The 12,847-nt window shown below is 74.3% G+C and carries 6 protein-coding genes; 3 read left to right on the top strand and 3 right to left on the bottom strand.

From position 1 onward, the window contains the following. Positions 1-193: 193 nt before the first annotated feature. Both ACIRD3_RS26800 and ACIRD3_RS26795 read left to right on the top strand, forming a co-directional pair. A complete protein-coding gene (locus ACIRD3_RS26800; protein ID WP_402221392.1) occupies positions 194-2,815 on the top strand; it encodes an RICIN domain-containing protein in 2,622 nt (873 codons plus the stop codon). A 309-nt stretch (positions 2,816-3,124) separates the two neighbouring features. Continuing rightward, positions 3,125-5,794, top strand: a complete 2,670-nt coding sequence (locus ACIRD3_RS26795) for a protease pro-enzyme activation domain-containing protein (protein ID WP_402221389.1) — start codon at positions 3,125-3,127, stop codon at positions 5,792-5,794. A 135-nt stretch (positions 5,795-5,929) separates the two neighbouring features. On the opposite strand, the gene ACIRD3_RS26790 is transcribed toward ACIRD3_RS26795, so the two are convergent. After that, positions 5,930-6,163 carry a hypothetical protein gene (locus ACIRD3_RS26790; RefSeq protein WP_402221388.1) on the bottom strand — a complete coding sequence of 78 codons (234 nt, stop codon included), beginning with the start codon at positions 6,161-6,163 and terminating at the stop codon, positions 5,930-5,932. Positions 6,164-6,361: 198 nt separating this feature from the next. Between ACIRD3_RS26790 and ACIRD3_RS26785 the strand changes: the two genes are divergently transcribed. Then, positions 6,362-7,207, top strand: a complete 846-nt coding sequence (locus ACIRD3_RS26785; protein ID WP_402221385.1) for an HAD family hydrolase — start codon at positions 6,362-6,364, stop codon at positions 7,205-7,207. A gap of 253 nt (positions 7,208-7,460) precedes the next feature. Here ACIRD3_RS26785 and ACIRD3_RS26780 read toward each other — a convergent pair whose 3' ends face one another. Next, on the bottom strand, positions 7,461-9,269 hold the full coding sequence (locus ACIRD3_RS26780; protein ID WP_402221382.1) for a GAF domain-containing protein: 1,809 nt from the start codon (positions 9,267-9,269) through the stop codon (positions 7,461-7,463). 80 nt (positions 9,270-9,349) lie between these two features. Beyond that, entirely contained in the window at positions 9,350-12,844 is a 3,495-nt protein-coding gene (gene cydD, locus ACIRD3_RS26775) for a thiol reductant ABC exporter subunit CydD (RefSeq protein WP_402221380.1), read from the bottom strand. Positions 12,845-12,847 lie beyond the last annotated feature (3 nt).

Genomic DNA, 12,847 nt, shown 5'->3' with positions numbered 1-12,847 from the left:
CCTGCCGGTTGCCGCCGCGCGCACGGAGGTTGCCGCCGTCGGGAGGAATTTTTTCGTCGAGCCGGCCCGAAGGAATTTCCGGCCCTCCGGCAACCTTCGCGGAGCCGGTGACCACCAGGGGGTGGATCCGGCCGGTGCCGCCGTCCGGATCCGCACCTCTTCCGTGACCGGTTCGCAAGGAGAACGTCTACCCATGAGCACCCCTCCGAAGGGCAGCCGACGCGGGCGTCACCGCCGTCGCGCGGGCGCCACCGCTCTGCTGCTCGGTGTGCCCCTCGCCGCCGTGTCGTACTTCTTCGTGCACGAGGAGTCGCAGGCCGCAACGATCGACGACGGCGCCTACTACCGGCTGGTCTCCGTACGCAGCGGCCAGGTGCTGGACGTCAACGCCTTCTCCACCGCCGACGGCACCCGCATCCAGCAGTGGACCGACCAGAACACCGCCAACCAGCAGTGGAAGCTGAAGTCCACCGGGGACGGCTACTACGAGCTGGTGAACCGCAACAGCGGCAAGGTGCTGGGCATCGCGGGCGACTCGACCGACCGGGGCGCCCCCGCCGAGCAGCAGACGGACCGCTCCTCGGGCTCCCAGCAGTGGAAGATCGCCGACGTGAGCGGCTCCGACGCCGTCACCCTCACCTCCCGCAGGAGCGGTCAGGCCCTGGACGTCTCCGGGTACTCCCCGGACCGGGGCGCGCAGATCATCCAGTGGCCCGGCACGGGCGGCGCCAACCAGCAGTGGAAGCTGGTGAAGTCGGGCGGCAGCCAGACCTCCGGGAACGGCTCGTACGTGTGGAAGAACGCCCCGGTGGCGGGCGGCGGTTACGTCACCGGGCTGGTCTTCAACCAGAAGGAGAAGGGCCTGCTGTACGCGCGCACCGACATGGGTGGCGCCTACCGCTGGGACACCGCGGCCGAGCAGTGGATCCCGCTGACCGACTGGGTGGGCGAGAAGGACTGGAACCTGCTGGGCATCGAGTCCCTGGCCACCGACCCGGTCGCCCCCGACCGGCTCTACCTCGCGGCGGGCACCTACACCAACGACTGGGCCGGCAACGGCGCGATCCTGCGCTCCACCGACCGCGGCCGCACCTTCCAGCGCACCGACCTGCCGTTCAAGCTGGGCGGCAACGAGGACGGCCGCGGCGCGGGCGAACGGCTGGTGGTCGACCCCGCGAACCACGACACCCTGCTGCTGGGCACCCGCAAGAACGGCCTGTGGCGCAGCACCGACGCCGGTGCGACCTGGAGCCAGGTCTCCTCGTTCCCGGTCAAGGACGGGGCGAGCTTCGGCACGGGCATCTCCTTCGTGACGTACGGCCCGGCCGGCAGCAGGACGGTCTACGTCGGCGTCGCCGACAAGTCCACCAACCTCTACCGCTCCACCGACGGCGGCAGCACCTGGCAGGCCGTCGCCGGGCAGCCCACCGGCTACGTGCCGCAGCACGGCGTGCTGTCCGGTGACGGCTCGCTGTACGTGACGTACTCCAACAACCCCGGCCCCAACAACGTGACGGCGGGTGCGGTCTGGAAGTACGCGACGAACGGCGGAGCGTGGAAGAACGTCTCCCCGTCCCAGGGCAACTACGGGTTCGCCGGCCTGGCCGTCGACCCGCAGAAGCCGTCGACGGTGATGGTCACCACCCTCGACCGCTGGTGGCCCGCGGACGAGCTCTACCGCTCCACCGACGGCGGTGCGACCTGGAAGACCCAGTCCGACAAGTCGGTGCGGGACGCCTCCGCCGCCCCGTACGTCGGCACCGGCATCGGGCACTGGATGACGGCCCTGTCCATCGACCCGTTCGACTCCGGGCACGTCCTGTACGGCACCGGCAGCGGCCTGTGGGGCAGCAAGGACGCCAACGCGACCGACAACGGCGGCACCAGCCACTGGACCGTTCCGGCCCGTGGCCTGGAGGAGACGGCGCTGTACGACGCGGTCTCCCCGCCCGGCGCCGCCGCCCTCATCACCTCGCTGGGCGACCAGGGCGGCTTCGTGTACGACGACCTGACGAAGGAGCCCACCGGGCGGCTGGTCAACCCGACGATCTACAACAGCACTTCCGTCGACTTCGCCCAGTCCAACCCCTCGCTGGTGGTCCGGGTCGGCAGGGGCGGCGAGCAGGACGGCGCCCTCTCCACCGACGGCGGCCACACCTGGAACGGCTTCAAGGGCGAGCCGGTGCCCGGTGCGGACAGCGGCCACATCGCGATCGCGGCGGACGGCTCCGGCTTCGTCTGGACCGAGGCCGGCCAGGCCCCGTACCGGTCCACCGACCGGGGCGCGAGCTGGTCGAAGGTCAACGGCCTGGGCAACGGGGCCGTGGTCGTCGCCGACCGGTCCTCGGCGGCCACCTTCTACTCGCTGTCCAACGGCACCCTCTACGCCAGCACCGACGGTGGCGCGAACTTCAGCGCCCGCGCCGGGAACCTGCCCGGCGGCAAGCTCAGCGCCGTCCCCGGCGTCGCGGGTGACCTGTGGATCTCCGCCGGCGGCAGGGGCCTGCTGCACTCCACCGACGGCGGCCGCAGCTTCAGCACGGTCTCCTCGGTGGAGTCCGCCTCCGGCCTCGGCTTCGGCAAGGCCGCGCCGGGCGCCTCGTACCAGGCGCTCTACCTGATCGGCCACGTGAAGGGGGTCGCCGGCGTCTTCCGCTCCACCGACGGGGGCGCCAGCTGGGTCCGCGTCAACGACGACGCCCACCAGTGGGGCAACTTCGCCGGAACCGCCCTCGTCACCGGCGACCCCGACGTCTACGGTCGCGTCTACGTCGGCACCAACGGACGCGGTCTCCAGTACGGCGACCCGTCCTGACCACGTCCTGATCCCGGGCCGGCCCCGGAACCCGAGCGGGGCCGCAGGCACGACTGCCTGCGGCCCCGCCGTGGTTCGGGGAAGGCCCCTCGTCCCGCCGATCCGACGGGGGAGGTGCTCCCACCGCGGTCACCAAAGGGACTTGAGCGGACATACGGGGACGCGGCGCCGGGGCCGGACCCACGGCCGGCGGCCGCGGACGGGGTCAACGGGGTATTCGCTTGCGGAGGCGTCGGCACGGCCTGATAGAACACCCGTCGGGCTCTCGTTCGAGGGTTCCTCTGATCATCCACATTGGGGGGAGCGCGGATGTCTCATCCGGCGCCACACGCCCGGCCCCTCTGGACGGCGAACCCGCTGTCCCGTGCGGCCACCCTGGCCATAGCCACCGCGGCTCTGGTCACCTACGCCGGCCTGCCGGCCGCGCACGCCGACGCGCCCACGACGCAGCGCGTGGGCAGCGTGCCGAACGCGATCCCGGCCGACGCGACCAAGACCGCCGCTCCGGCGGACGACACCCCGGTGCAGCTGAGCGTGCACCTGAAGTCGCGTGACGAGGCCGGCGCCAACGCGCTGGCCGCCGCGGTGAGCGACAAGTCGTCGCCGCTGTACCACCGCTTCCTGAAGACCGGTGAGTTCGCGCAGCGCTTCGGCGCCGACCCGGCCACCGTCGCCAAGGTCAAGCAGGCCCTCACCGCGCAGGGCCTGAAGCCCGGCGACCTCGCCGCCGACGGCCTGACCATCCCGGTCTCCACCACCGTCGCCCAGGCCAAGCGCGCCTTCGACGTCGAGCTGGCCGGCTACCAGACCTCCGACGGCCGCACCGGATTCCTGAACACCGCGGCCCCCGCGGTGCGTTCGGACGTTGCCGGGGCGATCACCGGCGTCGTCGGCCTGAACACCCTGGCGCAGGCGCACAGCAACCACGTGATCGGGGCCAAGGGCGCCGGCGCCACCGGGCTCGCGCACCCGGCCGCCACCCCCGCCGCGACCTCCGGCTACCCGACCCTGTGCGGCGGCGTGGCCATGCAGTTCGGCGGCAAGACCGACGGCAAGGACTACTTCAGCCCGGCCGCGCTCGCCTCGGCCTACGGGCTCAACGGCCTGACCGACGGCGGCTACGGCACGACCGTCGCCATCTTCGCCCTGGAGGACTACTCGGACGCCGGTCTGAGCGCCTTCCAGTCCTGCTACGGCACCAACGCCTCGGTGCAGCGGGTCCGGGTCAACAGCGGTGTCCAGGCCCCGCCGAGCGACAACGGCGTCGGCGTCGAGACCGCGCTGGACCTCGACACCGTCATCGGCCTCGCGCCCCGCGCGAACGTGCTGGTCTACCAGGGCCCGGACGCCTCGCGCGCCACCCAGGCGGACATCCAGAACACCTACCGCCAGATCGTCTCGGACAACCGCGCCCAGGTCGTCTCCACCAGCTGGGGCGTCTGCGACCAGGTGATGGCGGGCAGCGACCTCGCGGCCGAGCGGGACATCTTCCTCCAGGCGGCGCTGCAGGGCCAGACCGTCGTGGCGGCTTCCGGTGACGACGGCTCCAGCGGCTGCAACTACCTGAAGAACATGGGCGCTCCGGCGAACATCACCAACCTGCTGAGCACCTCCGACCCGGCGAGCCAGCCGCTGGTCACCGGCGTCGGCGGCACCAGCCTGAGCAGCAACGGCGGCACCGTCACCGAGACGGTGTGGAACCGCAACGGCGGCGCGAGCGGCGGCGGCGTCTCCCGCTGGTCCCTCGCGGCCAACGCCTACCAGGGCGGCTTCACCGGCCCGGGCTACACCACCACCAACTGCCAGGCCACCGGCACCAACATCTGCCGCCAGGTGCCCGACGTGGCCGCCGACGCCGACCCGGCGACCGGTTACATGGTCGCCACCGGCGCCGGCTCCTGGATGATCATCGGCGGCACCAGCGGCGCCGCTCCGCTCTGGGCCGCCATCACGGCGCACCAGAACAACCCGGGCTGCTCCGGCCGCGTGGGCTTCATCGCCCCGGCGTTCTACTGGGCCGCCAAGCACGGTCTCGGCGCGCTGCGCGACGTCACCTCCGGCAACAACGACATCGGCATCCAGGGCGGCCTGTACTGGGCCGGTTCGGGCTACGACATGGCCACCGGCCTGGGCACCCCGAACGCCGACAAGGTCATGAAGCTGGTCTGCAACCCGGACGCCGGCATGGACCGGACGATCGAGGTCGTGGAGAACGGCCAGCTGCACGAGGTCTACACCGACACCACCGGCTGGCACGACGGCACCGTTCCGGGCGTCACCGGCGTCTCCGCGCTGAGCTTCACCTACAACGCCAACGGCGCGCGGGTGATCGAGGCCATCGAGAACGGTGAGCTGCACGAGATCTACACCGACGCGACCGGCTGGCACGACGGCGCGATCCCGGGCCTGTCCGGCATCACCGCGATGAGCTTCAGCTACAGCCCCTCGGGCGCCCGCGTCATCGAGGCCATCAAGGACGGCGAGCTGCACGAGGTCTACAGCGCGGCCGACGGCTGGCACGACGGCGTGATCCCCGGCCTGTCCGGCATCACCGCGATGAGCTTCAGCTACAGCCCCTCGGGCGCCCGCGTCATCGAGGCCATCAAGAACGGCGAGCTGCACGAGGTCTACAGCGCGGCCGACGGCTGGCACGACGGCGTGATCCCCGGCCTGTCCGGCATCACCACGCTGAGCTTCAACTACAACGCGTCCGGTGTCCGCGTGATCGAGGCCATCAAGAACAACCAGCTGCACGAGGTCTACAGCGCCTCCGACGGCTGGCACGACGGCGTGATCCCCGGCATCGGCGGCAACATCACCGCGCTGTCGGGCAAGATCAACCCGAAGAACGACCGCGTGATCGAGGCGATCATGGACGGCCAGCTGCACGAGGTGCACAGCGCCGACGGTTACTGGTTCGAGGGCGCGCTGCCCGTCCCGAGCTCCGGCTCGACGGCCCTGTCGCTGGCGCTCCACTAAGGACGCCGCGGGGCCCGTGAAGGGGCCTCCCGGCAGCTCGCACCGCGGGCTGCCGGGAGGCCCCCGGCGTTTTCCGGCCCCGGCGTTCTCCCGGCCCCCGGCGTTCCCCAGGCCGGCCCCCGTCCGGCGACGCGGCTACGGGTGCGGGCGGGTGCGCTGGGCCGGGAGGCCGGGGGCGGCGGTGCGGCGGGCGAGGTCCGCGAGGGTGTGGAACAGGACGTCACCGAGCAGGACCGGGTCGCGCGCAGCGTCGCTCGCGTCCGGGCCGGAGGACCCGGAGTGGACGGACCCGGAGTGGACGGACCCGGGGCGGACGGACCCGGGGCGGACGGTCGGGGGCGGCTGGTCACGGAGCTGGCGAGTGGGCATGGCTCTTCCTGCCGACGGGGTGGCCGTGGGCAGTCCTGCCCTCCGTACCGCGCCGGGACACCCCGGGTGGCGGCGGATCGGCCGGAAAGCTCGTACGAAGGGCCGGATCGAGCCGCGCACGGCTCCCCACGGCACCCGGGAACGCCCGGGAGCGCCCGGTGCCCCGGCCCCGACCGCGCCGGTGACCGGGTGGCGCCGATGGGCGAAGATGGACCGGTGACCGAACCCCGCACCGCTCCCCGTCTCGTCGCCACCGATCTGGACGGCACCCTGCTCTGCTCCGGCGGCACCGTGACCGACCGCACCGCCGCGGCGCTGGCGGCGGCCGAGGCGGCCGGGGTGCAGGTGGTGTTCGTCACCGGGCGCCCGCCGCGCTGGATGCAGCAGGTGAGCCCGCACATCGGCGGCCACGGCGTGGCGATCTGCTCGAACGGCGGCGCGGTGGTGGACGTGCGGCGCGGCGAGCTGCTGGAGTCCTTCCCGCTGCCGGTGGAGACCACCCTGGCGGTGGTCGAGGTGCTGCGGGCCAAGCTGCCCGGCACCGCCTTCGCCTTCGAGTACCCGGACGGCTGGGCCCGCGAGGACGACTACGTGGTGCCGATGTGGGGCGACGAGCTGGAGCACGCGGTCGGCTCGGCCGAGGAGCTGCTGGGGCCCGACGGTCCGGTCCGGGGCCTGTTCAAGCTGCTGGCCAAGCACCCGGAGCTCGACCCGGACACCTTCCTGGTCGAGGCCCGGGCGGCGGCCGGGCACCTGGCCGAGATCACCCGCTCGGCGCCGATCCCGCTGCTGGAGATCAGCGCGCCCGGCGTCACCAAGGCCAGCACGCTGGCCCGCTGGTGCGCCGGGCACGGGATCGACCGCACCGAGGTGGTGGCCTTCGGCGACATGCCGAACGACCTGGAGATGCTGGCCTGGGCCGGCACCGCGTACGCCGTCGCCAACGCCCACCCGCAGGTGCTGGCGGCGGTGGCGCAGCACACGGTGAGCAACGAGCAGGACGGCGTCGCGGCGGTGCTGGAGGAGCTGCTCGGGCTCGGCTGACGCACCCGGGCGAGCCGACCGGCCCGCCGAAGCGCCCCACCCCAGGCGCCCGCCCCGCCCCAGGCGCCCTGCCCGAAGTGCCCTATCCGAAGCGCCCGTTGACGTAGTCCGAGGTCCGCTGGTCGCGCGGACCGCCGAAGACCTGCTCGGTCGGCCCGGCTTCGACGATCCGGCCCGGGGTGTCGTGGGTGGCCAGGAAGAACGCGCAGGTCCGGTCCGGGACGTCCCGGACCCAGCCGGGCTGCGAACCAGGTCAGAGCCGGGCCGTCCAGCGCACCACGGTGCCCTTCCGGTAGGGCCCGCGCTCGTGCCAGGCGTCGCCGCCCAGCGCCTCGGCGCGCCGGGTCAGGTTGCGCAGTCCGCTGCGCCGGCCGCCCTCCGGGATGCCCACGCCGTCGTCGGTCACGCTGAGCAGCACGCCGGGCCGCCCGCCCCGGTCCAGCGACTCCGGGTCGCCGCCCACCGGCCGGCCGTCGTCGCCCAGGTGGACGGTCGCGTCGACCTCCACGCCGACCCGGGAGGCCCGCGCGTGCCGGGCCGTGTTGGAGAGCATCTCCCGCAGCGCGGCCAGGAGTTGACGGCCGGTCTGCTCGCCGACCAGGCTCTCCACCGGCCCGACGAAGCTCACCGAGGGCTTGAAGCCGAGCGCCGCAGCGGCCTGGCTGGCCTCCCGCAGCACCCGGGTGCGCAGGGTGTCGGGCGCGTCACCGTGGTTGTCGTGCTGCAGGGCGTAGATGGTGGTGCGGACCTCCTGGATGGTGGCGTCCAGCTCGTCCACCGCCTTGCCGATGCCGGTCCTCACCTCGGGCACGACGGCCCGCCGGGCCGCGCTCTCCAGCATCATCCCGGTGGCGAACAGCCGCTGGATCACCAGGTCGTGGAGGTCGCGGGCGATCCGGTCGCGGTCCTGGAAGACGGCCAGCCGCTGCTGGTCCCGCTGGCCCTCGGCGAGCCGCAGGGCCAGCGCGGCCTGCGAGGCGAAGGTCCCGGCGAGCTGCTTCTCGGTGTCGGTGAACGGCAGGGCGCCGAGCGGGCGCCAGACGCAGAGGCCGCCGAGCACCCGCCCCGCGGCGACCATCGGCACGGCCATGGACGGGCCGAAGCGACGGGCGAGGCGCATCACCACGGTCGGGTCGGTGGACATGTCGTCCAGGTAGACACTCTCCCCCGCCAGCAACCGGGCCCCGAAGCTCTCCTTGGGCAGCAGCTCGCCGCGGACGAACTCGGCCACCTCGCCGGAGGCGTGGGCGACCCGCATCTGCCCGTCGCCGTCGCCCTCCGGACCGGTCGGCAGCAGGATCATGCCGAGCGCGGCGTCCGCCAGCTCCCGTACCTGCTCGGCCGCGACGGTGAGCGCGGCCTCGGCCTGCTCGGCGGAGAGCAGCGCGGTGGTGACGGCTGCCGCGCCCGCGATCCAGCGCTCGCGGCGGCGGCCCTCCTCGTAGAGCCGGGAGTTCTCGATCGCCACGCCGGCCGCCGCGGCGAGGGCGTGCACCACCTGCTCGTCCTCGGGGGTGAAGGCGCCGCCGCCCTTCTTCTCGGTGAGGTAGAGGTTGCCGAAGACCTCCTCGCGGACCCGGATCGGCACGCCCAGGAAGGTCCTCATCTGCGGGTGGTGCGACGGGAACCCGGAGGAGCGCGGGTCGGCGCCGAGGTCGGTGAGCCGCAGCGGCTCGGGGCGGTCGATGAGGACGCCGAGGATGCCGCGCCCGTCGGGCAGTTCGCCGATCTCGGCGCGGGTCTCGTCGTCCACGCCGACGTGGATGAAGTCGGCCAGGCCGGTGCCGCCGGGCGCGATCACGCCGAGCGCCGCGTAGCGGGCGTCGACCAGTTCGGCGGCGCCGGTAGCGATCCGGTGCAGGGTGGCGTGCAGGTCCAGCCCGGCGCCGATGGCGACCACCGCCTCCAGCAGCCGCTGCATCCGGTCGGTGACGGCGGCGGCCGACTGCAGGCGCTCGGCGACCTCGGTGACCAGGGTGTCCAGGCCGAGCGAGGCGATCTCGGGCACCCGGTGGGGTGTCGGCTCGGGAGTGGCCTCGGGGAGGTCCGGCGTGGGGTCCATGAAGAAAGCCTAGTTTGTACGCTTTTCAGGCGAAGGGCGGCGCGACGTCGAGGCGAAGGGCGGCGCGACGGCAGGCCGGGTCAGCGGGCCCCGGCCGGCTCCAGCAGGCCGTCCGCCTCCCGCTCCCGCCGCCACATCGCGTGCAGCCGCCCGTCCGGGTCGGCGAGCAACTCGGACCAGCGGCCCCGCTCGGCCACCCGGCCGCCGTCCAGCACCAGCACCTCGTCCACCGTGCCGTCGTCCAGCCCGGCCAGCCGGTGGGTGATCAGCACGGTGGTGCGGCCCTCGGTGGCGGCCAGCAGGTCGGCGGTGAGCGCGTCGGCGGTGGGCAGGTCGAGGTGCTCGGCGGGCTCGTCCAGGACCAGGACGGGGAAGTCCGCGAGCAGCGCCCGGGCCAGCGCGAGCCGCTGACGCTGGCCGCCGGAGAGCCGGGCGCCGTGCTCGCCGACCATCGTGTCCAGGCCGTCCGGCAGGCCCTCGGTCCACTCCAGCAGCCGGGCGGCGGCCAGCGCGGCGCGCAGCTCCTCCTCCCCCGCACCCGGCCGGGCCAGCCGCAGGTTCTCCCGCAGCGAGCTGTCGAAGACATGGGCGTCCTGCGCGCAGAGCCCGATCACCCGGCGGACGTCCTCCCCGGCGAGCGCGCGGCTGTCCACAGCCTGTGGACGGCCGTCGGCGAACCGCACCGACCCGGCGCCCGGCTCCAGGAAGCGCAGCAACGCCTGGGCGAGGGTGGTCTTGCCGGAGCCGGACGGGCCGACCACGGCGATCCGGCGCCCGGCGGCGAGGTCGAGGTCCACCCCGGTGAGCGTGTCCACCGCCTGCCCGGGGTGCCGTACGGTCAGCCCGCGCACGGCGACGGGCAGCGGCCGCTCGGGCAGCCGCGCCGGCTCCGCGGGTTCGCGGACCGAGGGTTCGGCGGAGAGCACCTCGTCCAGCCGGGCCCGGGCGGCGCGGCTGCGCTGGCGGGCCTGCACGGCGAGCGGCATCCCGGTGACCGCCTCGAAGGCGGCCAGCGGGGTCAGCACCACCAGGGCCAGGCAGACCGGCGCGAGCAACCCGGCTCGCACCCCCTGGACGCCGACGGCCGCCGCGGCGGTCACGGTCAAGCCGGTGAGCAGCGTGATCAGCCCGGTGCCGAGCGCCGTGGTGGCGGCCGACCGGGCGGCCAGCCGGGTCAGCGCGGCGTCGGCGGTGCGGACCGCGGCCAGCCGGCCGGGCAGCGCGCCGGCCACGGTGAGTTCGGCGGTGCCGGTGAAGGCGTCCACCACGGCGGTGGCGAGCCGGCCGCGGGCCGGGGCCTGCCGCCGCTCGGCGCCGGCCGACCAGCGGGCGGCCAGCGCGGGCACCAGCACGCCCGCGAGCAGCAGCCCCAGGCCGAGCACCGCCCCGGCGGCGGGCAGGAAGGCGGCCAGGGCCGCCGTCGAGGCGAGCCCGACCACGCCCGCGACGGCGGCGGGCAGCCGCCAGCGCAGGTAGTGGTCCTGCACCGCGTCCACGTCGGCGACCAGCCGGGAGAGCAGGTCGCCGCGGCGGAAGGCGGGCAGCCCGGCCGGGGCGAGCACGCTCAGCCGCCGGTACACGGCGGCCCGCAGGGTGCCGAGGGTGCGCAGCACGGCGTCGTGCGAGACCAGCCGTTCGGCGTAGCGGAAGACGCTGCGGCCGATGCCGAAGGCCCGCACCGAGGTGACGGCCATCATCAGGTAGAGCACCGGCGGCATCTGCGAGGCGCGGGAGATGAGGTACCCGGAGGTGGCCATCAGCGCGACGGCGCAGCCGAGGGCGAGCGCGCCGAGCAGCACGGACAGCGCCAGCCGGGGCGTCGCACCGGTCCCGGAGTCCTCGGCCTCCTCGGGTACCTCGGGGGCGGCCGTCGGCTGCCCGCTGTGGGCGAGCGGGGCCACCGGCCCGGCGGCCGGAACGGTGGCGGGTCCGGCCAGCCGGACCCGCTCGTCCACGACGGCCAGCAGGGCGGGCCGGTGCGCGACGATCAGCACGGTGCGGGCCGGGTCCTCGGCGAGGGTCCGGACGGCGTCCACGACGGCCTCCTCGGAGGCGCCGTCCAGGTGGGCGGTCGGCTCGTCCAGCAGCACCAGCGGCCGGTCGTCGGCGAGCAGCACCCGGGCGAGGGCGAGGCGCTGGCGCTGGCCGGCGGAGAGCCCGGCGCCGTCCTCGCCGAGTCCGGCGGCCAGGTCGGTCACGAAGTCGAGGGCGTGCGCGGCCTCCAGCGCCGTCCACAGCTGCTCGTCGGAGGCGTCCGGCCGGTAGAGCCGCAGGTTGTCGGCGACCGTTCCGGCGAACAGGTGGGGGTGCTGCGGCACCCAGGCGATCTGCCGGCGCCAGCTCGCCGGGTCCAGCTCGGCCAGGTCGTAGCAGCGGCCGTCGGCGGCGGTGATCCGGACGGTGCCGGCGGTGGGGGCGGTGAGACCGAGCAGGACCGCCAGCAGGGTGGACTTGCCGGCACCGCTGGGGCCGGTGAGGGCCGTGCCGGAGCCCGGACGCAGGGTCAGTCCGGCGCCGTCCAGGGCGGGTTCGGCGCGTCCGGGGTGCCGGACGACCAGGCCCTCGGCGGTGATCTCGGCCCCGGCGAGCGCGGGCGCCGGGGTGGTCCCGGCGGCGGGCAGCGGGGTCTCCAGCACCCGGAACAGCTCGTCGGCGGCGGTCAGGCCCTCGACGCTGGAGTGGTAGAGCGCGCCGACCTGGCGGATCGGGGCGTACACCTCGGGGGCGAGGACCAGGATCAGCAGCCCGGTCTCCAGGTCGAGGGTGCCGTCCACCAGCCGGAAGCCGACGGTGACCGCGACCAGGGCGACGGACAGGGTGGAGAGCAGTTCCAGGGTGAAGGAGGAGATGAAGGCGATCCGCAGGGTGCGCAGGGTGGCCCGGCGGTAGTCGGCGGTGATCCGGGCGATGCCGGCGGCCTGGGCGCGGGCCCGGTTGAACACCTTGAGGGTGGGCAGCCCGGCGACCACGTCGAGGAAGTGGTGCGAGAGCCGGGCCAGGGTGTCCCACTGCCGGTCCATCCGGGCCTGGGTGGCCATCCCGATCAGCACCATGAACAGCGGGATCAGCGGCAGCGTCCCGGCGATGATCGCGGCCGAGGTGAAGTCGGCGCCGACGATCCGCAGCAGCACGATCACCGGGACGACCACGGCCAGCGCCAGCTGCGGCAGGTACCGGGCGAAGTAGTCGTCCAGCGCGTCGACGCCGCGGGTGGCGAGGGTGGTGAGTTCGCCGGTGCGCCGGCCCGCCAGGTAGGCCGGGCCGAGCGCGGTGGCGTGGTCGAGCAGCCGGCGCCGCAGGGTGGACTTCACCCGGGCGACGGACCGGTGCGCGGTGAGTTCGGTGAGCCAGCCGACCAGCCCGCGCCCGACGGCCGTCAGGGCGAGCAGCAGCATCGGCGTGGTCAGTTCGGCGAGCGTCGCCCCGCGCTGGAAGGCGCGGACGACGATCTCGGCGATCAGACTCGCCTGGGCGACCACCAGGGCCGCGCCGGCCGCGCCGAGGAGCACGGATCCGGCGAGGAAGACCCGGGTGGTGCGGGCGTACCCGAGGAGTCGGGGGTCGACCGGCTTCATCGC

It is taken from the genome of Kitasatospora sp. NPDC093550, from assembly GCF_044764985.1.
Taxonomy (GTDB): Bacteria; Actinomycetota; Actinomycetes; order Streptomycetales; family Streptomycetaceae; genus Kitasatospora.
This window is presented reverse-complemented; position numbering and strand designations above follow the sequence as displayed.